At 70.3% G+C, this 26,566-nt stretch carries 23 protein-coding genes and 1 riboswitch; of the genes, 11 read left to right on the forward strand and 12 right to left on the reverse strand.

Annotation, left to right across the window (positions count from 1 at the left end; all coding sequences use genetic code 11):
• Positions 1-41: 41 nt before the first annotated feature.
• Both AC3AP7_RS12060 and apbC read right to left on the reverse strand, forming a co-directional pair.
• On the reverse strand, positions 42-575 hold the full coding sequence (locus AC3AP7_RS12060) for a superoxide dismutase family protein (RefSeq protein ID WP_475762720.1): 534 nt from the start codon (positions 573-575) through the stop codon (positions 42-44).
• A gap of 120 nt (positions 576-695) precedes the next feature.
• Positions 696-1,784, reverse strand: a complete 1,089-nt coding sequence (gene apbC / locus AC3AP7_RS12065; RefSeq protein ID WP_475762718.1) for an iron-sulfur cluster carrier protein ApbC — start codon at positions 1,782-1,784, stop codon at positions 696-698.
• Between the two features lie 278 nt (positions 1,785-2,062).
• Here apbC and AC3AP7_RS12070 point away from each other — a divergent pair, with 278 nt between their 5' ends.
• Positions 2,063-2,713, forward strand: a complete 651-nt coding sequence (locus tag AC3AP7_RS12070) for a YiaD family glycine zipper/OmpA-like lipoprotein (RefSeq protein WP_475762716.1) — start codon at positions 2,063-2,065, stop codon at positions 2,711-2,713.
• A 428-nt stretch (positions 2,714-3,141) separates the two neighbouring features.
• Complete coding sequence (gene metG, locus AC3AP7_RS12075; RefSeq protein ID WP_475762714.1) at positions 3,142-5,310, forward strand: methionine--tRNA ligase; 2,169 nt, start codon at positions 3,142-3,144, stop codon at positions 5,308-5,310.
• A gap of 108 nt (positions 5,311-5,418) precedes the next feature.
• On the opposite strand, the gene AC3AP7_RS12080 is transcribed toward metG, so the two are convergent.
• Together AC3AP7_RS12080 and AC3AP7_RS12085 are read right to left on the reverse strand one after the other, a co-directional pair.
• Positions 5,419-9,498, reverse strand: a complete 4,080-nt coding sequence (locus tag AC3AP7_RS12080; RefSeq protein WP_475762712.1) for a translocation/assembly module TamB domain-containing protein — start codon at positions 9,496-9,498, stop codon at positions 5,419-5,421.
• A 169-nt stretch (positions 9,499-9,667) separates the two neighbouring features.
• Positions 9,668-11,500: an autotransporter assembly complex protein TamA gene (locus tag AC3AP7_RS12085; protein ID WP_475767955.1), complete on the reverse strand. Its 1,833-nt coding sequence runs from the start codon at positions 11,498-11,500 to the stop codon at positions 9,668-9,670.
• 269 nt (positions 11,501-11,769) lie between these two features.
• On the opposite strand from AC3AP7_RS12085, the gene AC3AP7_RS12090 reads away from it, so the two are divergent.
• The 4 genes from AC3AP7_RS12090 to panD all read left to right on the forward strand — a co-directional run bounded on the left by AC3AP7_RS12090 (position 11,770) and on the right by panD (position 14,322).
• Entirely contained in the window at positions 11,770-11,955 is a 186-nt protein-coding gene (locus AC3AP7_RS12090; RefSeq protein WP_475762710.1) for a DUF3460 family protein, read from the forward strand.
• 2 nt (positions 11,956-11,957) lie between these two features.
• Complete coding sequence (locus AC3AP7_RS12095; RefSeq protein ID WP_475762707.1) at positions 11,958-12,830, forward strand: segregation and condensation protein A; 873 nt, start codon at positions 11,958-11,960, stop codon at positions 12,828-12,830.
• Between the two features lie 228 nt (positions 12,831-13,058).
• Positions 13,059-13,892, forward strand: coding sequence for a pantoate--beta-alanine ligase (gene panC, locus AC3AP7_RS12100; RefSeq protein WP_475762705.1), 834 nt, complete (start codon positions 13,059-13,061; stop codon positions 13,890-13,892).
• Between the two features lie 43 nt (positions 13,893-13,935).
• Complete coding sequence (gene panD / locus AC3AP7_RS12105) at positions 13,936-14,322, forward strand: aspartate 1-decarboxylase (RefSeq protein ID WP_475762703.1); 387 nt, start codon at positions 13,936-13,938, stop codon at positions 14,320-14,322.
• Positions 14,323-14,415: 93 nt separating this feature from the next.
• Here the strand turns inward: panD and AC3AP7_RS12110 are convergent, their stop codons facing one another.
• Positions 14,416-15,051 (reverse strand): ParA family protein, encoded by a 636-nt coding sequence (locus AC3AP7_RS12110; RefSeq protein WP_475762701.1) that lies wholly within the window; start codon positions 15,049-15,051, stop codon positions 14,416-14,418.
• 175 nt (positions 15,052-15,226) lie between these two features.
• On the opposite strand from AC3AP7_RS12110, the gene AC3AP7_RS12115 reads away from it, so the two are divergent.
• On the forward strand, positions 15,227-15,646 hold the full coding sequence (locus AC3AP7_RS12115; protein ID WP_475762699.1) for a PaaI family thioesterase: 420 nt from the start codon (positions 15,227-15,229) through the stop codon (positions 15,644-15,646).
• Between the two features lie 320 nt (positions 15,647-15,966).
• Here the strand turns inward: AC3AP7_RS12115 and AC3AP7_RS12120 are convergent, their stop codons facing one another.
• Positions 15,967-16,383: a DoxX family protein gene (locus AC3AP7_RS12120; protein WP_475762697.1), complete on the reverse strand. Its 417-nt coding sequence runs from the start codon at positions 16,381-16,383 to the stop codon at positions 15,967-15,969.
• Between the two features lie 164 nt (positions 16,384-16,547).
• Positions 16,548-18,047 carry a cobyric acid synthase gene (locus tag AC3AP7_RS12125; protein ID WP_475767953.1) on the reverse strand — a complete coding sequence of 500 codons (1,500 nt, stop codon included), beginning with the start codon at positions 18,045-18,047 and terminating at the stop codon, positions 16,548-16,550.
• Positions 18,048-18,234: 187 nt separating this feature from the next.
• On the opposite strand from AC3AP7_RS12125, the gene cobU reads away from it, so the two are divergent.
• Genes cobU through AC3AP7_RS12145 form a run of 4 tightly spaced genes read left to right on the forward strand, consistent with a single transcriptional unit; the run spans position 18,235 to position 21,680 of the window.
• A complete protein-coding gene (gene cobU / locus AC3AP7_RS12130; protein ID WP_475762695.1) occupies positions 18,235-18,783 on the forward strand; it encodes a bifunctional adenosylcobinamide kinase/adenosylcobinamide-phosphate guanylyltransferase in 549 nt (182 codons plus the stop codon).
• Complete coding sequence (gene cbiB / locus AC3AP7_RS12135) at positions 18,780-19,718, forward strand: adenosylcobinamide-phosphate synthase CbiB (RefSeq protein ID WP_475762693.1); 939 nt, start codon at positions 18,780-18,782, stop codon at positions 19,716-19,718. Before cobU ends, cbiB begins: the two co-directional genes overlap by 4 nt.
• Positions 19,711-20,748, forward strand: a complete 1,038-nt coding sequence (gene cobD / locus AC3AP7_RS12140; protein WP_475762691.1) for a threonine-phosphate decarboxylase CobD — start codon at positions 19,711-19,713, stop codon at positions 20,746-20,748. Before cbiB ends, cobD begins: the two co-directional genes overlap by 8 nt.
• The gene (locus tag AC3AP7_RS12145) at positions 20,745-21,680 is read left to right on the forward strand and encodes a cobalamin-binding protein (protein WP_475762689.1); all 936 of its coding nucleotides are present in this window, start codon (positions 20,745-20,747) and stop codon (positions 21,678-21,680) included. The genes cobD and AC3AP7_RS12145 overlap by 4 nt, the downstream gene beginning before the upstream one ends.
• 21 nt (positions 21,681-21,701) lie before the next feature.
• Here the strand turns inward: AC3AP7_RS12145 and cobC are convergent, their stop codons facing one another.
• Genes cobC through AC3AP7_RS12170 form a run of 5 tightly spaced genes read right to left on the reverse strand, consistent with a single transcriptional unit; the run spans position 21,702 to position 26,011 of the window.
• Positions 21,702-22,289, reverse strand: a complete 588-nt coding sequence (cobC, locus tag AC3AP7_RS12150; RefSeq protein WP_475762688.1) for an alpha-ribazole phosphatase — start codon at positions 22,287-22,289, stop codon at positions 21,702-21,704.
• The gene (locus tag AC3AP7_RS12155; RefSeq protein ID WP_475767952.1) at positions 22,274-23,044 is read right to left on the reverse strand and encodes an adenosylcobinamide-GDP ribazoletransferase; all 771 of its coding nucleotides are present in this window, start codon (positions 23,042-23,044) and stop codon (positions 22,274-22,276) included. The genes cobC and AC3AP7_RS12155 overlap by 16 nt, the downstream gene beginning before the upstream one ends.
• Before the next feature lie 28 nt (positions 23,045-23,072).
• A complete protein-coding gene (cobT, locus tag AC3AP7_RS12160) occupies positions 23,073-24,125 on the reverse strand; it encodes a nicotinate-nucleotide--dimethylbenzimidazole phosphoribosyltransferase (protein WP_475762686.1) in 1,053 nt (350 codons plus the stop codon).
• Between the two features lie 36 nt (positions 24,126-24,161).
• The gene (locus AC3AP7_RS12165; protein ID WP_475767950.1) at positions 24,162-24,974 is read right to left on the reverse strand and encodes an ABC transporter ATP-binding protein; all 813 of its coding nucleotides are present in this window, start codon (positions 24,972-24,974) and stop codon (positions 24,162-24,164) included.
• Positions 24,974-26,011 carry a FecCD family ABC transporter permease gene (locus AC3AP7_RS12170; protein WP_475762684.1) on the reverse strand — a complete coding sequence of 346 codons (1,038 nt, stop codon included), beginning with the start codon at positions 26,009-26,011 and terminating at the stop codon, positions 24,974-24,976. The genes AC3AP7_RS12165 and AC3AP7_RS12170 overlap by 1 nt, the downstream gene beginning before the upstream one ends.
• Positions 26,012-26,203: 192 nt before the next feature.
• Positions 26,204-26,457: riboswitch (cobalamin riboswitch) on the reverse strand.
• Positions 26,458-26,566: the final 109 nt, after the last annotated feature.

The following is a 26,566-nucleotide window of genomic DNA, read 5'->3' on the forward strand; positions in this document are numbered from 1 at the left end:
CAATTGCGCCCCGCGCCGCGGCTGCCCGCGCACGCCCCGGCTCACGGCCGGATCAGGCCGCAGGCAATCGCCGGACCGGCGCCGTGCTGCGGGTAGGCGTACGGGTCGGACGCGTCGCGATGCAGCAGCAGCGAGCGGTGCAGCACCGAGCGGATGCCGTCGAGCGAGACGTCCGGCGCCACGATGAAACCGCTCGCCACGCCGTTTGCGTCCGCGTGGATGTTGCCGAGGTCGCCCTCGACGCGCGAGCCCGGCCTCAGCCGCTCGGCCGCCGGCGCGAACACCGGGCCGGCGCTCGCGCCGTCCGCCGCATTGCAGTCGCCGCGCTCGTGCACCTGCAGCGCGTGATCGCTGTCGGGCGGCAGCCCGGACAGGTTGTAGGTGACCTGTACGCCGTCCGAACGCTCGATGAACGTCACCTGGCCGCGCGCGGTGTTCCCCACGGTCGGCACCAGCTGTGCGCTGGCGTGCTTTTCCTGTGGCCTCAGGAAGGCGGTGCAGCCGCACAGCAGCAGGCTGCTGGCAGTCAGGACAATGAACGCGCGCACCGCCTGTCCGTCGATTCGTTTTCCCATGCGTTCCTCTTGTCGGCGGCCGAACGCCCCTGCGGCCGACGCGCCGAACCTCATCAAGCCGACATGATACCGCGAGCGCGCACGCATTCGACGCCCGCCGCCGGCCGCCCCGCGCACCGCTCAGGTGTTCTGGACGACGATGGTCGGAAACTTCGACGACATGTCGCGCGCGCGCTCCGCGATCTGGATCGCGACCCGGCGCGCGATGTCCCGGTAGATCTGCGCGATCCGGCCGTGCGGCGCGGCCGCGACGGTCGGCCGGCCGGAATCGGCCTGCTCGCGGATCGAGATGTCGAGCGGCAGGCTGCCGAGCACCTCGACGCCGTACTCCTTCGCCATCCGCTCGCCGCCGCCCGCGCCGAACACGTGTTCCTCGTGGCCGCAGTTCGAGCACACGTGCAGGCCCATGTTCTCGACGATGCCGAGAATCGGAATGCCGACCTTCTCGAACATCTTCAGCCCTTTCTTCGCGTCGAGCAGCGCGATGTCCTGCGGAGTCGTGACGATCACCGCGCCGGTCACCGGCACGCGCTGCGACAGCGTCAGCTGGATGTCGCCGGTGCCCGGCGGCATGTCGACGATCAGGTAGTCGAGATCCTGCCAGTTGGTCTGGCGCAGCAGCTGTTCGAGCGCCGACGTCGCCATCGGGCCGCGCCACACCATCGGGTTGTCCTGCTCGATCAGAAAGCCGATCGAGTTGGCCTGCAGGCCGTGGCCGTGCAGCGGATTCATCGACTGGCCGTCGGGCGAGTCCGGCCGGCCGGTCACGCCGAGCATCATCGGCAGCGACGGCCCGTAGATATCGGCATCCAGGATGCCGACCGAGGCGCCTTCGTCCGCCAGCGCGAGCGCGAGATTGACCGCGGTCGTGCTCTTGCCGACGCCGCCCTTGCCCGACGCGACCGCGACGATGTTCTTCACGTTCGGCAACAGTTTCACGCCCTGCTGCACCGTATGCGCGGCGATCTGCTGCGATACCGCGACGCGCACGCCGGCGACGCCCGGCACCGCGCGCAGCGCGTCGCCGACCAGCGTGCCGATCGCGTCGAACTGGCTCCTGGCCGGATAGCCGAGTACCACGTCGACACTGACCGTGTCATTCTCGACGACGACGTTGCGGAAATTTTTGGCCGCCGCAAACGGGCGGCCAGTGTTCGGATCGGCGAGGGCCGCGAGGGCCGCGTCGACCCGTGCCCGATCAATGCTCATCGACACTCCATGGGGGAACGCTTGCGGCACGGCGAAATCGAAGCTTCGGCCGTGAGCCGGAAATTGAAAGAAATTGTTATGCAGGATTGCGCGATCAGGGCATGCCGGGCAACCTTCGTCGTCGGCCGACCTTGGGGTCGCATCCTTGCATAGCTGACTATCATTGTAGTGGCTGACGCCGTGCCTTGCGTGAAGACCCTGCTTCGCTGTCGGACCCGACCGCGCGGCGGGTCCGACGCTGCGGCGCCGGCCGGTCATCACCCACGAGAGGATAACCAATGAACACCACCATCGCTTCCCGTCTCGCCGTCTTTACCGTTGCCGCGTCGCTGCTGGCCGGCTGCGCGACCCAGCAGGGCACCAACACGGCAGTCGGCACCGGCGTCGGCGCGGGCGCGGGCGCCGCGCTCGGCGCCATTTTCGGCGGCGGCAAGGGCGCCGCGATCGGCGCGGGCGCCGGCGCGCTCGTCGGCGGCATTACCGGCTACAACTGGCAGGCGATCCGCAACAAGCTGTCGGGCGCCACCCGCGGCACCGGCACGCAGATCACCGAGCAGCCGGACGGGTCGCTGAAGCTGAACATCCCCAGCTCCGTCACGTTCGACACCAACAGCTATGCGATCAAGCCATCGTTCGCCCCGGTGCTCGACCAGCTCGCGCAAACGATGACGCAGAACCCCGAGATCATCGCGCAGGTGGTCGGCTATACGGACAGCACCGGCAACCCGGCGTACAACCAGACGCTGTCGGTCAACCGCGCCCAGTCGGTCACCGGCTACCTCGGCCAGCGCGGCATCGCGCCGCAGCGGCTGTCGGCGATCGGCCGCGGCGAGAGCGACCCGGTAGCGGACAACAGCACCGAGGCCGGCCGCGCCGCGAACCGCCGCGTCGAAATCTATCTGCGCGCGACCGCGCAGCACGCGCAGTAACGCGCAGCGCATCGAAGGCGCCGCCGCCGCGACACATTGCGGGTTCCGCGGCGCCTCTCATGCCCTTTTTGGAAGGCTTCGGTAACCCGATCGAAAAAAATTTCGAACTCTCCGGCAACGGCGCTGTCATTGATTATGGTACGTGGCTGGCGATGCCGCCGCGGCACCATTCTCCTCTTGTCGTTGTTGCTCCGGGGCTTCAGCCCCGGTTTTTTTTGGCCGCGCGCTTTGCGGCGTGCTTTATGGGTCGGCTTTCTGGGTCGGCTTTCTGGGTCCGGTTTTTGGCCCCCCCATCCGCCCCCCCTCGACCGGTCTCCCCCGGGCGCCGCCCCCACGACCCCGCACGCGGCCCGGCGCGTCCCCACCGCTCGCCGCGGCCGCGCTGTTAAAATCGTGGTTTCGTCTTCGCGCCCACGCTTACTCCCGTCATGTCCGCATCCGCAACCGGTCTTTCCGCCGGCGCGCCGTCCGCGCGCCGCCAGATTCTCGTCACGTCGGCCCTGCCGTACGCCAATGGGCAAATCCATATCGGCCACCTGGTCGAATATATCCAGACGGATATCTGGGTCCGCACGCTGCGCATGCATGGCCACGAGGTCTACTACGTCGGCGCGGACGACACGCACGGCACGCCGGTCATGCTGCGCGCGGAGCAGGAAGGCATCACGCCGAAGCAGCTGATCGCGCGCGTCTGGCAAGAGCACAAGCGCGACTTCGACGACTTCGGCATCTCGTTCGACAACTACTATTCGACCGACTCCGAAGAAAACCGCGTGCTGTGCGAATCGGTCTACACCGCGCTGCAGGCGGCCGGTCTGATCGAGGCGCGCGAGATCGAGCAGGCCTACGATCCGGTCAAGGAAATGTTCCTGCCGGACCGCTTCATCAAGGGCGAGTGCCCGAAATGCGGCGCGAAAGACCAGTACGGCGACAGCTGCGAGGTCTGCGGCTCGACCTACCAGCCGACCGATCTGGTGAACCCCTACTCGGTCGTCTCCGGCGCGACGCCGGTGCGCAAGACCTCGACGCACTACTTCTTCCGGCTGTCCGATCCGCGCTGCGAGACGTTCCTGCGCCGCTGGGTGAGCGGGCTCGCGCAGCCCGAGGCCACCAACAAGATGCGCGAATGGCTGGGCGACGCAGGCGATGCGAAGCTCGCCGACTGGGACATCTCGCGCGACGCGCCGTATTTCGGCTTCGAGATTCCGGGCGCCCCCGGCAAGTACTTCTATGTCTGGCTCGACGCGCCGATCGGCTATTACGCGAGCTTCCGCCATCTCGCCGCGCAGCGCGGTCTCGATTTCGACGCGTGGATCCGCAAGGACTCGACCACCGAGCAGTACCACTTCATCGGCAAGGACATCCTGTACTTCCACACGCTGTTCTGGCCCGCGATGCTCGAATTCTCCGGTCACCGCACGCCGACCAACGTGTTCGCGCACGGCTTTCTGACGGTCGACGGCGCGAAGATGTCGAAGTCGCGCGGCACCTTCATCACCGCACGAAGCGTGATTGAAACGGGCCTGAATCCGGAGTGGCTGCGCTATTACTTCGCGGCGAAGCTCAACAGCTCGATGGAAGATCTCGACCTGAACCTCGACGACTTCCAGGCGCGCGTGAACAGCGATCTGGTCGGCAAATACGTGAACATCGCGAGCCGCACGGCGGGTTTCCTGATCAAGCGCTTCGAGGGCCGGGTGCTGGACAGCGCGATGCAGCACCCGCTGCCCGGTACGCTGCGCGCGGCGATTCCGCAGATCGCCGCGCATTACGAGGCACGCGAATACAGCCGCGCGCTGCGCCAGACGATGGAACTCGCGGACGCGGTCAACGCATACGTCGACGCGGCGAAACCGTGGGAGCAGGCGAAGGATCCCGCGCACGCGGCCGCGCTGCATGAAACGTGCAGCGTCAGCGTCGAGGCGTTCCGCCTGCTGTCGCTCGCGCTGAAGCCGGTGCTGCCGCAGGTGGCCGAAGCGGTGGAAGCGTTCCTGTCGATCGCGCCGCTGACGTGGGCCGACGCGGATGTGCCGCTCGACTCGGCGCGCCCGATCAACGCCTACCGGCATCTGATGACGCGTATCGATCCGAAGCAGATCGAAGCGCTGCTCGCGGCCAACCGCGGCTCGCTGCAGGCCACGACCACCGCTGCGCCGACTGCCGGGAAAGCGGCAAACGCCACAGCCGCCGCGACCGCTGCAACCGCTGCCAGCAAGGCCAGCCCGGCGGCGACCGGCGGCCCGGCCGATGCCTCGGGCGTCATTTCCATTGACGACTTCGCGAAAATCGATCTGCGCATCGCGAAGATCGTGGACTGCCGTGCGGTCGAGGGGTCGGACAAGCTGCTGCAGCTGACGCTCGATGTCGGCGAAGACAGGACGCGCAACGTGTTCTCCGGCATCAAGTCCGCATACCGGCCCGAGCAGCTGGTCGGCAAGCTGACGGTGATGGTCGCGAACCTCGCGCCGCGCAAGATGAAGTTCGGCCTGTCCGAAGGGATGGTGCTCGCCGCGTCGGCCGCCGACGAGAAAGCCGAGCCGGGCATCTACGTGCTCGAACCGGATAGCGGCGCGAAGCCCGGCATGCGCGTGAAATGATGCGCTGAGGGACAGCTTCGCCAGCGCCATGCAAAAAGCACGTCGGATGACGTGCTTTTTGTTTTTGCGCGAGAACCGGGACGGCGAGCGCCCGGTCGCGAGCCGCCCCTAATCCCCCCGCCCACTGCGCCACGGCCACGGCCAGCGGTCGAAGCGCCGCGTGTACAGCAGGCTGACGCCCTGGAACGTGCCGCCGAACGCCATCACCGACCAGTAGCGCGACAGGTTGACCGTCGCCTTGATCGCATTGCTCGCGGACTGCAGGCCCTGCTCGTAGCCGAGCACGAAACGCTGGTTCAGCGCCTTCGATATCATCACGACCTGCGGATCGGTCAGGCCGACGTCGCTCGTGCCGATCGAAAACTCGTCGAGCCCGAACGTCTGCGCAATCCGCTTGCCGCCCGCATTGCCGAGCAGTGCGAGCGCGGCGGTCATCGTGCTCTGCTGGCTCAGGTTGTTCCCCTGATCGGTCCCGTGACCGAACAGCAGCCACGACAGCTTCTCGTTGTCCGGCACGTTCGGCTCCGACACCAGCTTTGCGACCGGAGCATCGACCGTGCCGGTCACCTGCACGCCCGCCTCGACCTGCTGGTTGCGGCGCATCGCGAGAATATTGATGCCCGGATTGGACACCGGCCCGTTGAACGTGAAATAGCCGTTCTCGATTGCCAGCTTGCGGCCGAACGCGGTGTAGGTCGAGCCCTGAGTCACGCGTACGTCGCCCACCGCAAGCAGTGTCTGGCCCGGCGCGCTGCGCACGTTGACCGTGCCCATCAGCCCCAGGTCGGCCCCCGCGCCGCGGAAGCGGAAATCGCGGCCGAGATTGATCGATACGTCCGCATGCGGCGCGAAGCGGCTCGCGGGCTTGTCGCCGGCCGCGAGGCTCGTCGTCGCGCGGCGCGGAACGGTGCCGTCCGCGCGCATCACCACGACGTCGTCGCCAAGCTTCGGCGCGGCATCCTCCGGCATGTCGAACAGCGCATGATCGACCGTGAACTGGCCATTGATGTCGATGGCGCCCAGCTGGCCGCCGTTGGCGATCGTCGCGCTGCCTGACAGCGACAGCTTGCGGTCCGGCGCGGCGAACAGCTCCAGCTTGTCCGCGACGATGCGCGCAGTGAGGTCCGGCTCGGCGCTGTCGAGGCCGACCCGGCCGGTCGCGCGCAACGTGCCGCTCGCGCCGTGAAATTCGACCTGCTGGAAATCGACCAGATTGCGCGTCAACGCGATACGCACCACGCCGTCCTTCAGCTGCACCCCCTGGTCGACGAGCGTCGCCGCAAGGCCGTCGCCCGCCAGCGACCCGGACAGGTTCGGTTTCGCGACGGTGCCGGCCAGCGTCAGCTTCAGCGCGAGGCGGCCGTCGAGCAGGTAGGTCGGTCCGAGCAGCCCGCCGGTATTGCGCAGCGACGGCACGCTGGCCGTGACCGTGCCGGCGAGCGGCGCGTCGTCGCCGAGCGTCAGCAGCCCGTCCGCCGACGTGAGCAGGGTGTTCGCGTGTGCGTCGAACGTGCCGATGCGGCTCGCCTGCGCATGCACGACCGCGCTCAGCCGGTTGCCGTCGCTGAAGTCCGCGCGCGCCGACAGCGCGGTGATGCCGAGCGACGCGGCGCCGCTGCCGACTTCGACGCTGACGTCGCCGCTGCGCCGCCTGAGTTCCGCGTAACCGCGCGCGGCATGGCCGAGCGCGAAGTCCCAGGCGCCGTCGAGCACCAGATCGGTCCGCGCGGACGAGGACGCCGGCTCGCCGCTCAGCCGCGCGCGCAGCGCGAGCAGCCGCGCGAGCGAGAGATTCGTCAGCGTGCCGCTCGAACGCACGCCGTCGTGGCCGAACGCGAACGACTTCAGATCGAGCACCGCGCCCTCGGCCACGAGCCGCGTCGCGCCGAGCGTGACGCCGCCCGGCCCGGCGCTCACCGCAAGCGGCGCCTGCAGATCGAGCTGCACCGTGCCGCCGCTTTGCAGGCGCGTGAGCGTGCCGTCCCAGTGCGTGCCGTCGCGCGCCTCCGTCAGCCGGCCCTGGGCCGCAAGCGCCAGATCGAGCGGCTGTCCGCCGATCTTGCCGCTCGCCTGCGCGTCGAGCGTGTGCCGCGCGCGCGTGCCGGCAAGCCGCGCGGTGAGCGTCGCGAGGTCGAGCTCGCCAGTGTGCAGATCGCGCGCGTCGGTGGTGAACGCGAGCGCGCCGTTTGCGCCGTCGCGCAGTTCGGCGTGCCCCTGCGCGTGGCCGACGCGGTTCGCGCCGAGCACCACGTCGTCGGCCTTGTAATCGAGCACGACATTGGGATGCGCGATCGACCCCGTCACGTCGCCCTGCGCGCTCACCGCACCGGCGAGGCCGAAACCGAGCCGCGCGAGCGCGGGCGCATCGACGTGAAAGCTCAGACGATCGCCGGCGCGGCCGAAGCTGCCTTGCAGATCGACCTGGTTGCCGGCGATCGACAGGCTCGCGCGGCTCGGCAAGAGCCGCTGCCCGGCCAGTTGCACCGTGCCGCCGCCGGTGAGCGGCAGGCCGTCGTAGACGCTGTCGCCGAGGCGGAACTCGGCCTTCGTCGAAAACGCCGGACCCAGCGCACCCTGCGCGGCGAGCGTGCCGTTCACGCGCGCACCGGTCCGCGCCGGCGCCGGCCCCGTCGCGGGCGCGGGCCGTGCCGCGCCGCGCGCGTGCCCCGCGCCCCGCCCGGGCGGGCTGCTCGCGCGCGCAGGCGGGCGCGCCGCGAGGCCGAGCGGATCGAAGTCCGTGAAGGTGGCCTTCAGCCGGTAGTGGGCGTCGGCATCGTGCTTCAGCTCGCCGCTCAGGTCGACGCGGCCGCCGCCGGCGCTCACGCGCACGTCGCTGAAGCTCACCCGCGCGGGATCGGCAATCACCTTGCCCTGCGCGCGCAGCCCGGCCTTCGGATCCGCGAGGTCGAGCGTCAGGGTCTGCGTGTCGTTGTCGAGCCGGATGCCGATCGGCCCGGCGAGCCGCGTCGGGCGCAGGCGGGTCTCGAACGTGTTCAGGTCGAGCCCGGCGACCTGCAGATCGAAGCGGCCCGTCCTGCCGGACAGCGACCCGGCGCCGGTCACGGTGGCGTCGCGCACGAGCCGCACGACGAGGCCGTCGATGTGCTGCGTGTGCGCGTCGAGACGCACCTGGGCGTGCGCGTCGACGAGCGGCAACCGGTGCTCGACAAGCGTGCCCGGCTGCGCGTTGACGATCGACACGTCGCCGGCCACCGCGAAGCCGCCGGGTGCCGTTGCGCTGGCCGTCGCCGGCTGCAGGTCGGCGCGCAGCGCCAGATCGGCCGACGGCGCACCCGGTGCGAACGCCTTCGGGTCGACGTGATCGACGCGCAGCGTCACGCGCCGCAGCGGCACCGGCGCAAACGGCTGCGCCTCGACATGCGCGTGGCCGTTCAGCTTCAGCCCGCTTGCATCGACTTCGGCGACCAGTTGCGCGAGCGTGCCGCTCAACCGGGCGTCGACCTGCACCGGCTCGTTCTCGACCTTCCCCGTATAGCCGACGGCGCCGGAAAGCGCATACGGCTGCGCGCCGTCGAGCTTCAGCGACGCGGTGACCGAGCCGAACGGCGTATCGAGACTGTCGATCGACGCTTCGTGATGGATCCCGTCGCTGCGTCCGTGGAAGCGGAAATCGCTGAACGTGCGGGTCGTCGCGCCGTCGTGCAGCACCAGCCGGTCGACCCGCACATCGCTGATCCGCAGCGGCAGCGGCAATCGCAGCGCGTGCGGCATCGCCGGGGGGCCGCTGGACGGCGCGCCGGACGCGCCGACCCGCGCATCGATCGTCCCCACGTGCAGGTAGTCGATCGCAAACCGCCACGGGTGGCCGCTGAGCGCCCAGCGGCCGTCGACGTGGTCGATGCGGATGTCGGTGCCGCTGCCGTCGAAGCTGCGCCACTCGATCCCGCGCAACCGCAATCCGGTGGCAAGCGTGCCGCCTTCGAGCGTGCCCGTCAGCCGGCCGCCGAGCAGCTTCAGCGCCCCCTGCCACACGTATGCGGTGCCGCGCGCGGTCGTCGCCGCGCCGTACAGCGCGCCCGCCGCGAGCGCGACGAGCAGCGCCGGCACGCCGACCGTCCACGCGAGCGCCGTCCACAGCCGCCGCGGGCGGCGCGGCGGCGGCGCGCCGTCGGGCGGCGCCGCGCCGCCGGGTGGCGCGGGTGGAGGGGAGGTGGAGTCCGTCGTCATGCGCAATAGCGGTCCAAGTGAGCGTGCGCGAGCGTGCGAATCCCGGCGAACGCGGGGCCGCAACCGGGTGCGTCGCCGGACGGCAGACGCGGCCGGCGACGCAGCGGACAACCCGGCAAGAAGCGGCGCGAAAAACCGGGCCGGGGCGAGAGGGGCAGATGCGGCGTCATCAGAAGGCGATCCCGAGCGTCAGGTACGGCCGCACGCTGCGATCGCGGATGCCGTACGCCAGATCGATGTTGACCGGCCCGACCGGACTGCGCCACCGCGCGCCGATGCCCGTGCCGGGGTAAAACACCTTGTCGCCCCACGTGTCCGTTGCGGTGCCGATGTCGAAAAATACCGCCCCGCCCCAGTCGTGCGTGAACCAGTGCTGATACTCGGCCGTGCCGGTGAGCAGATATTTGGCCGGCAACACCGAGCCGTCCACTTCATTGCCGATGCTCTGGTAGCTGTAGCCGCGCACCGAGTTCGACCCGCCCGCCCGGAACAGCAGCGAGGCCGGAATCCCGGCCGCATTGCCGGTCGTGAACACGCCGCCGAACTCCGCGCGAAACAGCAGCAGATCCTGCTTGCCGATCGGGAAATACTGCTGGCCGCGCGCGTAGGCCCGCGCGAAGGTCTGGTCGGTGCCGACGCCCTTCACGGCAAAACCCGCTTCGACGTGGATCACGTTGCCCGAGCGCGGGAACAGCGGATCGTCGGTATTGCGGCGCGTCCACGACCACGCGGGCATCAGCGCGCGGGCGATGGTCGGCGAGGTCGCATTCTGGTCGAGCCGGTCGCGATAGTAGAAGAGCGAGTAGCCGTAGTCGAGATATTGCGACGTGCGGGTGGTCTGCACGCCGGTACGCAGGCTGTAGATGCGCGTATCGGAGACGTTGGTGGTCGTGTAGGACGCGAGCGCGCTGTTGGTCCACGCCCGCAGGCCCGGCGGCATCGACAGCTGGATCTGGCCGAACTGTTCGATCTGGTCGAGCCGGCCGCCGACCGTGAACGGCCACGCCTTGCCGAACGTGTTCAGGTAGGAATAGTTGCCCTGCACCTGCGGACCGGTGTCGGTCGCATAGCCGACGCCGCCGCGCACGCTGTTGTACGGGTATTCGCTCACCTTCACGCGCACGGGCGTGTCGAGCGGATGGGCCGGATCGTTCGCCACGTCGATCGCGACGCTCGCGTAGTAAGGCGTGTTCTGCAACTGGCGCTGCAGTTCCGCGACGCGCTGCACGTCGTAGATCTCCCCCGGCGAAATCGGGTTGACGTTCTGCACGATGCGCTCCGGATAGCGGCGCGTGCCGGACACCTGCAGCGGACCGAGCGTGAACGTCGGCCCGCTGTCGAACGTGACGCTCAGCTTCGCCGCATGGGTGCGCGGATCGATCAGCGCCTCCGAGCGCACGATTTTCGCGGCGACGTAGCGGCGCGCCTGCAGCGCCCGCAGCGCGGCGTTCTTCGCGCCGTCCCAGCCGGACTGCGTGAACGGATCGCCGTCGTGCAGCGAGAACGCGAAGCGGCTGGCGTTCTGCTGCGTGGGATCCTCGGTGAGCACCGGCCCGAGAAACGTCAGCGCGACCGACTCGACCCGGGTTCGCGGACCGGGGTCGACGCTCACCTTCACGTGTTTCGTGCCGCGGACGGTGCGCACGTCGGTACGCACGACCGGCGAAAAGTAACCGTCGGTCGCGACGAGATCGCGCACCTGCTGCGGCGTCGCGGTAATCAGGAATTCGAACTCATCGTCGCTCAGCGCGGGCCGTTTCGCGAAGCGGGTGATTTCCAGATGCGCTTCGAGCAGCTTGCGCAGCGCGCGCGGCGAGGCGTCGATGTCCACCTTGTAGGCGGCGTGCGCCGCGCTCGCCGCACAACCGAGCAGGATCGCCACGCACGCGAGCGCCGCGCGCCAGCGCCGCCGCGCCCCCGCCCGCGCGCGCCGCACCGCCGCCGGCGAGGCGGCCGCAGGCTGCGTGTGCGCCGCAGCGGCGCGCCGACGCGGTGGTTCGATCGTACTTCCCGCCAAACAGGACCTCCGGAAACTTGAGTGCCGTGCAACGGCCGGCGCGCCGCCGCGACCGCCCGACGGCTGCTATTTGACCACATCGGCGCGGCCCGCCGGGCGCGGCGCACGGCCCGCGCCGCGCGTTGGACGCGCCGACGCCCGGACGCGTTCCGCGAGATTGCGTCGGCGCACGGCGCTTGCGGTAAAATTGCGGCCAGCGCGGCGCCGCGCGCGCCATGCCCCTTTCCCATTACGGCCACCACGGACGTTCAGCCATGTATCAATCGGACATCACGCAGTTTCTGAACCAGCTGAAGCAGCAGAAGCCGGATCTGGAAGAGCAGCAGCGGCGCGGCCGCTCGCTGCTGTGGGACAAGCAGCCGATCGACCTCGAGGAACGCGCCGAGCAGCAGGCTTCGCGCGTGCAGCAGACGCCGTACCAGTACTACCAGAACTTCTGAGCGTGAGCCCCGCCGACGAGGCCCGCGCCGCCCGCGCGCAGCCCGACGCCGCGCTGTCCACCCCCGCGACCGATTCGACGCCCGACACCGTCGACGGCATCGCGTTCGCGCGCCTCTACGGCGAGCCGCTCTTCAAGCTGCCGCAAGACCTGTACATCCCGCCCGATGCGCTCGAGGTATTCCTCGAAACCTTCGAAGGCCCGCTCGACCTGCTGCTGTACCTGATCCGCAAGCAGAACTTCAACGTGCTCGACATCCCGATGGCGGACGTCACCGCCCAGTATCTGGGCTACGTCGAGCAGTTGCGCGAGCGCAATCTGGAACTCGCGTCCGAGTACCTGCTGATGGCCGCGATGCTGATCGAGATCAAATCGCGCATGCTGCTGCCGGTCCGCAAGGCCGACACCGGCGAGGAAGCCGAGGATCCGCGCGCCGAGCTCGTGCGGCGCCTGCTCGAATACGAGCAGATGAAGCTCGCCGCGCAGCGCATCGACCATCTGCCGCAGCTTGGCCGCGATTTTCTGCGCGCCGAGGTCTATATCGAGCAGAGCGTCACGCCGCGCTTTCCCGACGTGAACACCGAGGACCTGCGCGCGGCGTGGGCCGACGTGATCAAGCGCGCGAAGCTCGTGCAGCATCACAAGATCTCGCGCGAGGAACTGTCGGTGCGCGAGCACATGAGCATCATCCTGCGGCGCCTGCAGAACGCGCGCTTCATGGAATTCAGCGAGCTGTTCAACGTGGGCCGCGGCGTGCCGGTCGTGGTGGTGAACTTCATCGCCATGCTCGAACTGTCGCGCGAATCGCTGATCGAGATCACGCAGGCCGAGCCGTTCGCGCCGATCTACGTGCGCCTCGCGTATCTGCCGGCCTGAGTCGAGCGGCCAGGCCGGGCTTCCTGCGGATCCAGTCCCATGCATTTCGCATGACGCGCACGCCTTGTTCCGGTGCGCGCGGCCAATCGCCATCGCATCCACAAATCCTGCAAATCCACTACAATCCCGCGGTCCGAACCCGTCGTCACCGAAACGGGTAATTAATCGCACGAAATGCACCATCTTCGTGCATCCAGCCCGCGCTGCGCGAGAGAACCGCCGTCAACCATGAAAGTCATCAGCTCGATCCAGGAACTGCGCGACCAGTTGCGCGGGCAGAACCGCACGGCCTTCGTGCCGACCATGGGCAACCTGCACGAGGGCCATCTGTCGCTGATGCGGCTCGCGCGCCAGCACGGCGACCCGGTGGTGGCGAGCATCTTCGTGAACCGGCTGCAGTTCGGGCCCAATGAGGACTTCGACAAATACCCGCGCACGCTGCAGGACGACATCGAGAAGCTGCAGAAGGAAAACGTCTACGTGCTGTTCGCGCCCACCGAGCGGGACATGTACCCGGAGCCGCAGGAATACCGCGTGCATCCGCCGCACAACCTCGGCGACATCCTCGAAGGCGAGTTCCGCCCGGGCTTTTTCCACGGCGTCTGCACGGTCGTGATGAAGCTGATGTCGTGCGTACAGCCGCGCGTCGCGGTGTTCGGCAAAAAAGACTATCAGCAGCTGATGATCGTGCGGCGCATGTGCCACCAGTTCGCGCTGCCCACCGAGATCGTCGCGGCCGAGACCGTGCGCGATGCCGACGGGCTCGCGCTCAGCTCGCGCAACCGCTTCCTGAGCGCGGCCGAGCGCGCCGAGGCGCCGCACCTCGCGGCCGAACTGCAGCGCATGCGCGACGCGGTGCTCGCGGGGGGGCGCGACTTTGCCGCGCTCGAACGCGCCGCGATGGCCGCGCTCGCGGCGCGCGGCTGGCAACCCGACTACGTGGCGATCCGTCAGCGCGCGGACCTGCTGCCGCCGGCCGCCGCGGATACCGACGCGCCGCTCGTCGTGCTCGCCGCCGCGAAGCTCGGCACGACGCGCCTGATCGACAACCTCGAAATCTGACCCGGGCCGCCCCGCGCCCCGACACGCCTCACGGAAACGCGCCATGCAACGTCACATGCTGAAATCGAAGATCCACCGCGCCGCGGTCACCCACTGCGAGCTGCACTACGAAGGCTCGTGCGCGATCGACGAGGACCTGCTCGAAGCGGCGAACATCGTCGAGAACGAGCGCATCGACATCTGGAACATCAACAACGGCGAGCGTTTCTCGACGTATGCGATCAAGGGCGAGCGCGGCAGCGGCATGATTTCGCTGAACGGCTCGGCGGCACGGCGCGCGCAACTCGGCGATCTGGTGATCATCGCGGCCTTCGCGGTGATCGACGAGGCCGAGCTGAAGGCGGGCTGGAAGCCCGATCTGGTGTTCGTGGACGAGCGCAACCGCATCAAGGGCAGCCGCGACCACGTGCCGACCCAGAGCTGGACCTGACGCCGCCGGGCCTCGCGCGCGCTGCGGCGCGCCGCGCATGGGCCCGTCAAGTACCCGTTGCGCGCTGTCAGGCGCGCCGGTCAAGCATGCGGGTCAGGCGCGCCCGCTGGGCGCGGCCCAGTCGATGATCGGCTGCCACTGTTCGAGATCCTTCTCGACGCGGCTCTTCGCGACATCCCACAGCGTGAGGCCGTGCGCGGCAAGCTGCACGTAATTCTGCGTATCGCGCAGAAAGCCGAGCACCGGCAGCTTCAGGCCTTCGACGAACCGGTGCAGCTGCTCGGCCGAACGCGTGCGCGCATCGACCCGCATGCCGACCACGCCGACCTCGATCGCGCCTTTCCTCACGGCTTTTTCCTTCGCGAGCCGCTCGAGAAAGTCCTGGGTCGCGAGAATATCGAACATCGAGGGCTGCAGCGGCACGATCACCTTGTCGGCCAGTTCGAGCGCCACGCCGAGACGGTTGCCGTGCAGCCCGGCCGGCGTGTCGATGACCGCGTGTTCGAGCCCCTTCGGCGGCTTCACGGGCGACTCCAGATCCACTTCCCAGGCTTCGATCGGCGGCAGCGTCGCGGGGCGCAGGTCGAGCCACGCGTGTGCGGAGAGCTGCCGGTCGAGATCGGCGAGCGCGACCCACTCGCCGGCTGCCGCAAAATAGCCGGCCAGATTGGTCGACAGCGTGCTCTTGCCGACGCCGCCCTTCGGATTGGCCACCACGATTACCGTCATGAAGACTCCCGGGAAGAAGGCTGGCCCGGCCAGCCGGTTTGCCGCAACGCACCGGGAGCAACCGCCCGACCGGTTCAGCCGTTGATAATATCGACAAACCCGTGCGGGCCGGAAGTCCCGAACGGCCAATCGTCCCCGGATTCGACCGGCGAATCCCTCTCTTCGGCGGCATACCATGAGCACACTGCGCAGCGACCTCTCGATCGAACGCCTGCACGAACGTCAGCAGGGCACGTTGCCGGAACTGCTCGGCGTGCGCGTCATCGCGCTCGCCCAGGGCGCGCTCGACGCCGAACTCGCAGTGCGCGCCGCGCTGCTGGCGCCCAACGGCTTCCTGCACGCAGCGACCGTGATCGGCCTCGCGGATACGGCGTGCGGCTATGCATGCCTCGCGCATCTGCCGCAGAACGCCCGCAATTTCACGACGATCGAGCTGAAGAGCAACTTCCTCGGCACCTGCACGGACGGCACGATCCGCGCCGAAGCGCGCGCGGTTCATCTCGGCCGCTCGACGCAGGTCTGGGATGCGCAGGTCAGCGCGCCGGACGGCCGGGCAATTGCGCTGTTCCGCTGCACGCAAATGATGCTGTACTGAGGATTCCGTACCGAATTCATGCATGACGCATGCAATGCCGCAGGGCCGGCCACCTGGCCGGCCCTGCGGGCAGAAATCGCAGACCCGAAGCGCGCCGCGGCCTGCTGCCAGCGGCGCTCGCCTGCCTCGCCTGCCTCGCCTGCCTCGCCCGGCACGCTGCCCGGCCGGACAGCCGGACAGCCGGACAGCCGGGCGCCGCCGGATCGGCCAGGCCGCCAAGCGTTCAGTCGGCCCGCCCGCTCAGGCATTCAGGCATTCAGGCATTCAGGCTTTCAGGCTTTCAGGCTTTCAGGCATTCAGGCTTTCAGGCGCTGAGGCGCTCAGGCATTCACCGCGCGCAGCGCCCTCGCCCCGCCCAGCGCGCCCACGCCGCCGCCCAGCAGCGACTGCACGACCAGCGTGACCGCCCAGAACGCCGGATACTCCCAGCCGCCATGCGGCGACGCAAAGCCCCAGCCGTTGCGCAGATGCGCGGACATCGCGCCCAGCATGAACGGCAGCAGCACCAGCGCGACCCAGCGCACCTGCACGCCCAGCAGCAGCGCGATGCCGCCGGCCAGCTCGACAAAGGCGGTCACGTAGGCAAGCCAGCCCGGGTAGCCAATCGATTCGAAGAATTGCGCGGTGCCGGGCAACGTAAAGACGAAGATCTTTTGCAGGCTGTGCGCGAGATAGAGCACGCCGAGCGCGACGCGCAGGAGCGTGGCGGCATAGTCGGCGGAACGGGTCGGGTTCATCGGGAGTCCTTGTCGGCAGAAGGAGACGACGCAACGGGCGTCATCCACACCGCGGACTGTATTCGAACCCTGGCGGAGAAAAAATGGCCGGATTGGCTTAGATTATTTCCTGATGCGATTTAATCACGCCCGCGCGCTCCGGCCGCCCGGCCCGGCCGAGCGTGTCAGCGCATGGCCGCCCATAGCCGTTCGAGGTCCAGATGCGCCGCGAACGTATCGGCAAGCCGCTCCAGCGATGCCTCGCGCAGCGCCGCGTAGTCGAGCGGCGCGGCCTCGCGCAGCCCGGCCCACGCCAGCAGCGCCGTGCACGCGGCGGGCGTGTCGAACAGACCATGCACATAAGTCGCGACAATCCGGCCATCGGCGGATATCGCCCCGTCCGGCCGCAGACCGCCGGCCGTGGCCAGATGCAGCGCAGGCGCCGCGAGCGCCGGCCCCGTCGTCTCGCCCATATGGATCTCGTAGCCGCTCACCGGCACGCCGCCTGCCGCGCCGCGCGCAACGCCGTCCCCGCACAGCGCGCCGTCGAGCCGGCCCGCGACGTTTTTCAGCGTCTTGTCGCGCGTGAGCGTGGTCGAGAAGTCGAGCCAGCCGAACCCCTCGGCGCTGCCCGGCCGCCCCTCGACCCCATGCGGATCGGCCAGCGCGCGGCCCAGCATCTGCATGCCGCCGCAGACGCCGATCACGCGGCCGCCGTAGCGCAGGTGCCGCTCCAGCCGCTGCGCCCAGCCTTCGGCACGCAGGAACGCGAGGTCGTCCCGCACGTTCTTCGAGCCCGGCAGGATGACGAGGTCCGCCGCGGGCGGCGTCATGCCCGCGCGCACGTAATGGAAGTCGACCTGCGGATGCGCGCGCAGCGCGTCGAAGTCGGTATGGTTGCTGATGTGCGGCAGCACCGGCACGACCACGCGCAGCAGGTCCCCCGCCGCGCCGTCGTTCGCCTGCGCGGCGCGCAGCTCGCGCGGCAACATGTCTTCCGCGTCGAGCATCAGGCCGTGCAGGTACGGCAGCACGCCGAACACCGGCTTGCCGGTTCGCGCTTCGAGCCAGTCGAGACCCGGCTTCAGCAGCCCCGGATCGCCCCGAAAGCGGTTGATGACGAAGCCTCGCACCCGCGCCTGCTCGCTCTCCGACAGGCACGCAAGCGTGCCGGTCAGATGCGCGAACACACCGCCGCGATCGATGTCGGCGATCAGCACCACCGGGCAGTCGACCGCTTCCGCGAAGCCCATGTTCGCGATGTCCCGCTCGCGCAGATTGATCTCCGCCGGGCTGCCCGCGCCTTCGACGAAGATCGCGTCGTAGCGCGCCTGCAGGCGCGCGTACGATTGCCGCACCGCTTCGAACGCGACCGGCTTGTAGTCATGGTACGCACGCGCGTCCAGATTCAGGCGCGCCTCGCCATGGATGATCACCTGCGCGCCGCAGTCGCTCACCGGCTTGAGCAGCACCGGATTCAGGTCGGTCTGCGCGTCGATGCCCGCGGCCAGCGCCTGCAGGGCCTGGGCGCGGCCGATCTCGCCGCCGTCGACGGTCACCGCGCTGTTGAGCGCCATGTTCTGCGGCTTGAACGGCGCGACCCGCACGCCGGCGCGGCGGGCGAGCCGGCACAGGCCCGCGACGAGCGTGCTCTTGCCCGCGTCGGACGTCGTGCCCTGGATCATCAGCGTGCCGCGCGGCCGCGCGACGCCCGCCGGCGGCAATCCGCGCGCGGATTCCGGCGCGGACCCGGACGGGGCGCAAGGCAACGGCAAGGACGAATGCGGGGCGTTCACGGCGGCGGCAGTCATGACACGGAAGGCAAGGCGGGCATTATCCCATCGTGCCGAGCCTCGCCGGTACAATCCTGCGATGACTTTTCGCGACCTCACCTTCGTGCTCGGCGGCGCGCGCTCGGGCAAAAGCGCCCACGCCGAGCAGCTTGCGAGCGCAAGCGGGCGGCCCGTCACCTACCTCGCGACCGCGCGCGTCACCGGCGACGCGGAGTTCGCCGCGCGCATCGCGCACCATCGGGCACGCCGGCCCGCGCACTGGCACCTGCGGGAAGCGCCCACCGATCTCGCCGGCGCGCTCGCGCAGGTCGACGCGCCCGGCCACTGCGTCGTGATCGACTGTCTGACGCTGTGGCTCGCGAACCTGCTGTGCCCCGCCGACGGCGCGCCCGACCCCGGCTACGCGGCACGCGTCGATGCGTTCGAGGCGGCGCTGCGCAACGCCGCGGGCAAGGTGATCGTCGTCAGCAACGAAATCGGCCTCGGGGTCGTGCCGCTCGGCGCCGCCACGCGTCTGTACGTCGACGAACTCGGCCGGCTGAATCAGCGGGTCGCCGCGGCGAGCACGACGGCGACGCTGATGGTCGCCGGCCTGCCCCTCGCGCTCAAGCCGCCGGGCCGCGCATGACGCTCTCGCTGCCGCTCGTCGCCGCGCTCGCCACGGCCGGCGTGGCCATCGACCGCTGGTTCGGCGAGCCGCGCCGCGCCCATCCGCTCGTCGGCTTCGGGCGGCTCGCGACGCGCGTCGAAAGCGCGCTGAACAGCGGCCGGCGCGCCCGCCTCGCCGGCCTGCTCGGCTGGCTGCTCGCGGTGCTGCCGCCGACGCTGTGCGCGGCCTGGCTCGTCGCCGTGCTGCCCTTCGCGCTCGCCTGCGCGCTGCACGTCGCGCTGCTGGGGTTCGCGCTCGGCGCCCGCAGCCTCGACGAGCACGTCGCGCCGGTCGGCGCGGCGCTGGCGCGCGGCGACCTCGCCGCCGCGCGCGCGCTGACCGCGCGGATCGTCTCGCGCGAAACCGCGCACGCGGACGAAAGCGCGCTCGCACGCGCCGCAGTCGAGTCGGCGCTCGAAAACGGCAACGACGCGATCTTCGGCGCGCTGTTCTGGTTCGCGCTCGCCGGCGGTCCCGGCGCGCTCGCGTTCCGCCTCGCGAACACGCTCGACGCGATGTGGGGCTACCGCACGCCGCGCTATCTGCGCTTCGGCTGGGCCGCCGCGCGCATCGACGACGTGCTCAACTGGATTCCCGCGCGCCTCACCGCGGCCACCTACGCGCTGCTCGGCGACACGCGCACCGCGCTGCGCTGCTGGCGCGACCAGGCGCCGCGCTGGGACAGCCCCAACGCCGGTCCGGTGATGGCGGCCGGCGCCGGCAGCCTGAACGTGGTGCTCGGCGGCACGGCGGTCTATGACGGCACGCCCGAGCGGCGGCCGGTGCTCGGCGCGGGAGCACCCGCGCGCGCCGAACACGTCGCGGCCGCGCTGCAGCTGGTGCAGCGCGGCGTGGTCCTGTGGCTGGCGGCCCTGATCGTGCTTGCGCTGACGAGCCTGCCCTTCCATGGCTGAGCGCATCGCCCACGGCGGCAATCTGCATGAAGCGGCGCAGCGCTATGGCATGGCGTGGGACCAGTGGCTCGACCTGTCGACCGGCATCAACCCGTGCGGCTATCCGGTGCCGCCGGTCCCCGCCGACGCGTGGCGGCGCCTGCCCGACGACGGCGACGGCTTCGCGTCGTGCGCCGCCCGCTTCTACGGCGCGCCCGAAGCCGCCCACGTGCTGCCGGTCGCCGGCAGCCAGGCCGCGATCCGCGCGCTGCCGCACCTGTTGCCGCGCGGCCGCGTCGCGATCGCTCCGCTCACCTACGGCGAATATGCGCCGGCCTTTGCACGCGCGAACCACGCTGTCGTGCCGCTCGATACCGGCTGGGACTCGCTGCCCGCCGCGCTCAGCCATGTCGTGATCGTCAACCCGGACAACCCGGGTGCCGGCCAGCTCGACGCCGCCCGGCTGCTGCACTGGCACGCGCAGTTGCGCGCGCGCGGCGGTACGCTGCTCGTCGACGAAACGTTCGCCGACGCGCTGCCCGACGCCTCGCTCGCTGCGCACGCCGGAGCGCCGGGACTCGCCGTGCTGCGCTCGCCCGGCAAGTTTTTCGGGCTGGCCGGCGTGCGTGCGGGGTTCGTGCTCGCCGACGCCGCGCTCGTCGATGCGCTGCGCGCGCAGATCGGCCCGTGGACCGTCAGCGGACCGGCCCGGCACGCGGTGCGCGCCGCGTTCGCGGACCGCGCGTGGCAGGACGCGACGCGCACGCGGCTGGCTGCCGACAGCGCGCGTCTCGCCGCACTGTTGCGCGCGCAACGGCTCACCGTCCGCAGCACGCCGCTTTTTGCATGGACCCCTGATCCGCGCGCAGGCGCGCTGCATCATCAGCTTGCGCAGCGTGGCGTCTGGACCCGTCTGTTCGATGCGCCCGCGGGCATTCGTTTCGGATTGCCAGGTAATGAAGCGCAATGGCAACGCTTCGATCAGGCGCTGCGCGACAGCCTCGCCGCGCTCGCTGCTCCGTCTCCCCCCGCCCCCCGATCCCACCGATGAAAACGCTTGCCCGCCTGCCCGCGCTGTTCGCCTGCGTCGTGCTCGCCGCGTGCCTGCATGTCGCCAGCGCGCGCGCAGCGCTCAGCGTCACCGACGACAGCGGCGCGACGCTCACGCTCGCCGCTCCCGCCCAGCGGGTGATCAGCCTCGCGCCGCATGCGACCGAGCTGATCTATGCGGCCGGCGGCGGCGCGAAACTGGTCGGCGCGGTCGCGTACAGCGACTATCCGCCCGCGGCGCGCCAGGTGCCGCGCGTCGGCGATTACCGGGCACTCGACCTCGAACGCATCGTCGCGCTGAAGCCCGATCTGATCGTCGTGTGGCTCGGCGGCAATACGCCGGAGCAGATCGCCCGCCTGCGCGCACTGCACATTCCGCTGTTCCTCAGCGAGCCGCGCCGGCTCGACGACGTCGCGACCACGCTGCTGCGCCTCGGCACGCTGCTCGGCACGCGCGGCACGGCCGCGGCCGCCGCCGCCGCATATCGGCGCGGCATCGCGCAACTGCGCGCGCGCTACGCGAACCGGCCGACCGTCAGCGTGTTCTATCAGGTCTGGGACCATCCGCTGATGACGCTGAACGGCACGCACATGATCAGCGACCTGATCACGCTATGCGGCGGCCGCAATGTCTTCGCGGACCTCGCGCCGCTCGTGCCGACGGTGTCGACCGAAGCCGTGCTCGCCGCGAACCCCGAGGCGATCGTCACCGCGTCGGCCGGCGCGACCCGGCCGGACATGCCGCTGCCGCCGCTCGCCAGCTGGCGTGCGTGGCCAGGCGTCACGGCGGTGGCGCGCAACAACCTGTTCGCGATCGACGGCGATCTGATCGACCGCCCAGGACCGCGTCTCGTGCAGGCCGCCGCGCAACTGTGCGAAGACCTGCAGATCGCCCGCTCGCGCCGGCCGAAGCCCGCGCCTGCGGCGCCGTAGCCACACCGGGCGCCGCCGCGTTCACGCGTTCCAGCGCACGAGGGACCACTGCGCGCGGCACGCGTCGCGACGCAGCCACGCGATACCCGCCATCGCGAGCGACCAGTGCGTCGTCTGGGACACCGGCACGCCGAGCGTCAATGCGGCCACGACCCGCATCACGCCCGCATGCGTGACCGCGTAGACCGGCGCGCGGCCGCCGGGCAGCGAGGTGTCGAGCCAGTCCTGAACGCGTGCGGCGAATTGCGTCACGCTCTCGCCGCCATGCGGCCGTGCGTCGTGAAAGTCGGCTGCCCACGCGTCGAGCGCCGCACGCTCGATCTGGTCCCAGCGCTGCAACTCCCATGCGCCGAAGTCCATTTCCGCGAGACGCGCGTCGACGCGATGCGCGCACCCGAGCCGCCCGGCCAGCGCGGCGGCCACCGCTGCGCAGCGGCTCAGCGGACTCGTCAACAGCCGCTGCGGCGCCGGCGCGTGCAATCCGGCGAGCCGCGCGGCCACGGCCTGCGCGCCCGCAGCGGGGGAATCGGCGAGCGCGACGTCGCTGCGTCCATAGCAGACGCCGGCGTCGAGCGCGACCGCCGGGTGACGGATCAGGATGAGATCCACGCGAGCCCCGCGACATAGATCGCCACTTCGGCCAACTGCTGCGCGCATCCGAGGCAGTCGCCGGTATAGCCGCCGATGCGCTTGACGAAATAGCGCGCAAGGAACGCGCGCAACACGACGAGCCCGGCCAGCGTCACGCAGCCGAAACGCCAGTCCGGCCAGAACAGCGCCGGCAAACCGCACAGCGACGCCCATGCGAACGCGGGCACGCTCAGGCGCTGCGCGACCGGTTTGGCCTTGCCCTCGGGGCGCACGTAGTCGAGCGTGAGCAGCAGGCTGATCGCGAACGTGCGGCTCGCCGCATGTGCGCCGACCAGCAGCGCGGCGGCGCGCGCGGGCGGCAACAGCGCAAGCGTCTGCCACTTCAGCGCCAGCACGATCACGAGTGCGATCGCCCCGAATGCGCCAATGCGCGAATCATGCATGATGCGCAGCACGTCCTCGCGCGTGTAGCCGCCGCCGAACGCGTCGGCGCAATCCGCGAGCCCGTCCTCGTGAAACGCGCCGGTCGCGAGCAACGTTGCCGCCATCGACAGCAGCACGGCGACGCCCGGCGGCAGCCCGTGCAGCGCGGCGACGAGCACCAGCGCGGCGAGTCCGCCCACCAGCAGGCCGACGAGCGGAAAGTAGCGCGCCGACGACTGCAGGTAATGCGGCTCGAAACCGACCCAGCGCGGCACCGGCACGCGCGTGAAGTAGCCGAGCGCCGTGAAGAAGTAGCGGAGTTCGTCGCGCGGATTCGGCAGCGTGCGCATCGCGAACGGATGACCGGGGTTGCGGCGCTTACGCTTCGCGATCCGCGACACCCGCGGATTCGAAGCTCGCCATTTCGTTGACGAACGCGCAGGCGGCGCGCAGCAGCGGCACGGCAAGCGCCGCGCCGGTGCCTTCGCCGAGCCGCATGTCGAGCGCAAGCAGCGGCACCGCGCCGAAATGATCGAGCATGCGCCGGTGCCCGGCCTCGTTCGACGCATGCGCGAACACGCAGTATTCGCGCAGATGCGGCGCGAGCGCATCGGCGACGACGAGCGCGGCGGTCGCGATGAAGCCGTCCACCAGAATCGTCATGCGCGCTTCGGCCGCCGCGAGAAAAGCGCCCACCATCATCGCGATTTCGAAACCGCCGAAGGTTGCGAGCGCATCGATCGGATCGCGGCTCGCCGGATGCCGCTCGAGCGCGGCGGCCAGCACGTTGCGCTTGCGCGCAAGCCCCGCGTTGTCGAGCCCGGTGCCGCGCCCCACGCATTCGTCGATCGGCACGTTGCACAGGCGGCTCATCAGGCACGCAGCGGACGACGTGTTCGCAATGCCCATTTCGCCGAAGCCGATCACGCGGGTGCCGAGCGCGGCGTGATGGCGCACGCGCTGTGCGCCGGCCTCGATTGCACGCAGCGCGTCGTCGCGGGTCATCGCGGGCTCGTGCGCGAAGTTGCGCGTACCCGCGGCGAGCGGGATATCGACGAGTCCGTCCGCGGGCGGCAGCGGCGACGCCACGCCTGCGTTGACCACTTCGAGCGTCAGGCCGGCGACGCGGCTAAACGCATTGATCGCCGCGCCGCCGGCAAGGAAGTTCGCCACCATCTGCGCGGTCACGGCCTGCGGATACGGGCTGACGCCTTCGTGCGCGATGCCGTGATCGCCGGCGAACACGATCATCACGGGGCGCTCGACGCGCGGCTGCGTGCTGCGCTGGATCAGGCCCATCTGGCGCGCCAGCGTTTCGAGCCGGCCGAGGCTGCCCGGCGGTTTGGTCTTCGTATCGATGATCTGCTGCAGCGTGGCGCGCAGCGACTGATCGAGCGGTTCGACAACGGGTAAGGCAAACGTGGAACGCATGGATATCGGGTGCAAAAAGGAGTGGGCCGTGTCGAATCAGGCACCGCGCGGCGCCGGAATCAGCGCCTCGTGTGGCCCGTCGCGCAGCAGGATCAGCGGATAGCCGAACGCGCGGCTCGCGAGCGCGGGCGTCAGCACGTCGCCGACGCGCCCGGCCTCGACGCCGCCTGCGCCGTCCAGCAGCAGTGCATGGGTCGCGAAACGCCGCGCGAGATTCAGATCGTGACACGAAAAGATTACGGTACGCTTCGGCCCGGCGGCCCATGCGCGCAGCGCGTCGAGACAGTCGATCTGGTGATGCAGGTCCAGATGCGCGAGCGGTTCGTCGAGCAGCAGCAACGGCGCGTCCTGGCACAGTGCCGCCGCGAGCGCGACGCGCTGACGCTCGCCGCCCGACAGCGACAGCACGTCGCGCGCGGCGAATGCGCCGAGGTCCAGCAGATCGAGTGCGGCGAGCGCGGCGGCGCGGTCGGAGGGACTGTCCCAGCCCCAGCCCGCCAGATGCGGAAAGCGGTTGAGCAGCACACAGTCGAGCACGCTCGCGCTGAACGCATCGTGCACGCTTTGCGGCATCAGCGCACGGCGCCGCGCGAGCGCGCGCGGCGCCCAGTCGGTCATGCGCACGCCGTCGAGCACGACGTGCCCGGACGCCGGCTGCGCCAGCCCGGCGAGCGCGCCGATCAAGGTCGTCTTGCCCGCGCCGTTCGGCCCCGCGATGCACCAGAGTTCGCCGGGAAGAAAAGTCTGCGTGACGTCTTCGAGCAGCGTGCGCGTACCGGCACGCAGCGTCAATCGTTGCGTGCTCAACGACCCGGAGACGACCGGTGCGGCCGCGCCGGCGCCGCGCATCACGTGCGCCGCCTGCGCAGCAGCATCCACAGAAACACCGGCACGCCCGCGAGCGCGGTGATCACGCCGACCGGCAACTGCGCGGGAGCGATCACCGTGCGCGCCAGCAGGTCCGCACCCATCACCGCGCAGCCGCCCGCGAGCGCGGCCGCCGGCAGGAGCATCCGCTGGTCGTTGCCGAACGCGAGCCGCACCGTATGCGGCACCACCAGACCGACGAAGCCGATCGTGCCGCCGGTCGTCACCGCGGCGGCGGCCGCGAGCGATGCGACCAGGTAGATGCGCAGGCGCAGGCGCAGCACCGGGATGCCGAGCGCCTGCGCGGCGGCGTCGCCGCGCAGCAGCACGTTCAGTTGCGGCGCCGCCGGCAGGATCGCCGCAAGCACGATGCCCAACGCGGCCAGCGCGGGCCACGGCAGCGTGCCGCCGCTCAGGTCGCCCGTCAGCCAGAACAGCATCCCGCGCAGGCGGTCGTCCGGTGCAAGCGTGAGCAGCAGCGTAATCAGCGCACCCCAGCCCGCGGCGATCACCGCGCCGGTCAGCAGCAGCCGCGGCGACGTGTCGAGCGGCTCGCCGCGCCACAGCTCGCGGCGCGCGAGACCCAGCACCAGCAGGATCGACACGAACGCACCCGCGCATGCGCTCGCCTCGACGAGCCACCAGGCGACGCCGGCGAGCATCGCCAGCAGCGCGAAGCTTGCGGCGCCGCCCGATACGCCGAGCACGTAAGGCTCCGCGAGCGGATTGCGCAGCAGCACCTGCAGCAGCGCGCCGGCGCTCGCCAGCAATGCGCCGCAGGCGAAGCCCGCGAGCGCGCGCGGCAAGCGCAGTGCGCGCACGATTTCGCGGGCGAAATCCGGTGGTGCGTGCGGCGAAGTCCACAACGCGGCCAGCACGCGCGACGGCGTCAGCGACACACTGCCGAGCGCGAGCGATGCGAGCAGCACCGCGAGCGTCAGCATGCCGAGCACGCCCCAGATCGCAATCGCACGCCGCGCATGCATCACCGGGGCACGGGGCATGGACGCGCGATTCATGCGGACACTCCGCGCCCGCGACACCCGGCGCGCGCGCCGCGCACAGCGCGCGCAAGAACGCGGCGGCCCGCGCGGCAAGCACCGCGCGCGTGCGGAAATGACATCGAATGGGTCCCGTGTGCGCAAAGCCCGGCCCGCCTCCCCGCAGGCCGATGCGAAACCGGGCGACGCCACGCTGTCACGCATGACGCGCGGCGTGCCCTCCGTCTGGCCGGTATCCGGGCTGGCGACGCGTCGATCCGCCTTCCCACGCAGCGTTGCGCAGTGGCCTGTCGCGCGCCTTCGGCGAGGCGCGCAGCAAGATCGAGCCGCATGGTCATGCAGTCGCTTACCGTTGCGGGGGCAGCACAGGTTGGCTGCGCCGCGTGTGCGGCGTGGCGCCCTGTTTCCCGTTTAACTGCACACGCGCAGCGGCGTATGCGAGCACCAGAGTGCCGCAAGTGTAGGAGCGGCCCCTGCGGGCGTCAAGAAAACACGCCGCGCGACACCGGGTGCGTACGGCGCCGAACGGCAGGAAGCCGCTCATCCCTCATACTGTTACGTCTCGATACGAGA

The organism is Paraburkholderia sp. PAMB 6770, assembly GCF_057748135.1.

What these genes read in the sequence shown, in the direction of transcription:
- AC3AP7_RS12090 (WP_475762710.1), top strand. Translation starts at nt 11,770, where the DNA reads ATGTATCAATCGGACATCACGCAGTTTCTGAACCAGCTGAAGCAGCAG.
- AC3AP7_RS12165 (WP_475767950.1), bottom strand. Translation starts at nt 24,974, where the DNA reads ATGCGCGGCGCCGGCGCGGCCGCACCGGTCGTCTCCGGGTCGTTGAGC.
- AC3AP7_RS12080 (WP_475762712.1), bottom strand. Translation starts at nt 9,498, where the DNA reads ATGACGACGGACTCCACCTCCCCTCCACCCGCGCCACCCGGCGGCGCG.
- panC (WP_475762705.1), top strand. Translation starts at nt 13,059, where the DNA reads ATGAAAGTCATCAGCTCGATCCAGGAACTGCGCGACCAGTTGCGCGGG.
- AC3AP7_RS12070 (WP_475762716.1), top strand. Translation starts at nt 2,063, where the DNA reads ATGAACACCACCATCGCTTCCCGTCTCGCCGTCTTTACCGTTGCCGCG.
- cobT (WP_475762686.1), bottom strand. Translation starts at nt 24,125, where the DNA reads ATGCGTTCCACGTTTGCCTTACCCGTTGTCGAACCGCTCGATCAGTCG.
- cbiB (WP_475762693.1), top strand. Translation starts at nt 18,780, where the DNA reads ATGACGCTCTCGCTGCCGCTCGTCGCCGCGCTCGCCACGGCCGGCGTG.
- cobD (WP_475762691.1), top strand. Translation starts at nt 19,711, where the DNA reads ATGGCTGAGCGCATCGCCCACGGCGGCAATCTGCATGAAGCGGCGCAG.
- AC3AP7_RS12170 (WP_475762684.1), bottom strand. Translation starts at nt 26,011, where the DNA reads ATGAATCGCGCGTCCATGCCCCGTGCCCCGGTGATGCATGCGCGGCGT.
- AC3AP7_RS12120 (WP_475762697.1), bottom strand. Translation starts at nt 16,383, where the DNA reads ATGAACCCGACCCGTTCCGCCGACTATGCCGCCACGCTCCTGCGCGTC.
- apbC (WP_475762718.1), bottom strand. Translation starts at nt 1,784, where the DNA reads ATGAGCATTGATCGGGCACGGGTCGACGCGGCCCTCGCGGCCCTCGCC.
- panD (WP_475762703.1), top strand. Translation starts at nt 13,936, where the DNA reads ATGCAACGTCACATGCTGAAATCGAAGATCCACCGCGCCGCGGTCACC.
- AC3AP7_RS12060 (WP_475762720.1), bottom strand. Translation starts at nt 575, where the DNA reads ATGGGAAAACGAATCGACGGACAGGCGGTGCGCGCGTTCATTGTCCTG.
- AC3AP7_RS12155 (WP_475767952.1), bottom strand. Translation starts at nt 23,044, where the DNA reads ATGCGCACGCTGCCGAATCCGCGCGACGAACTCCGCTACTTCTTCACG.
- metG (WP_475762714.1), top strand. Translation starts at nt 3,142, where the DNA reads ATGTCCGCATCCGCAACCGGTCTTTCCGCCGGCGCGCCGTCCGCGCGC.
- AC3AP7_RS12145 (WP_475762689.1), top strand. Translation starts at nt 20,745, where the DNA reads ATGAAAACGCTTGCCCGCCTGCCCGCGCTGTTCGCCTGCGTCGTGCTC.
- AC3AP7_RS12110 (WP_475762701.1), bottom strand. Translation starts at nt 15,051, where the DNA reads ATGACGGTAATCGTGGTGGCCAATCCGAAGGGCGGCGTCGGCAAGAGC.
- AC3AP7_RS12125 (WP_475767953.1), bottom strand. Translation starts at nt 18,047, where the DNA reads ATGATCCAGGGCACGACGTCCGACGCGGGCAAGAGCACGCTCGTCGCG.
- AC3AP7_RS12115 (WP_475762699.1), top strand. Translation starts at nt 15,227, where the DNA reads ATGAGCACACTGCGCAGCGACCTCTCGATCGAACGCCTGCACGAACGT.
- cobU (WP_475762695.1), top strand. Translation starts at nt 18,235, where the DNA reads ATGACTTTTCGCGACCTCACCTTCGTGCTCGGCGGCGCGCGCTCGGGC.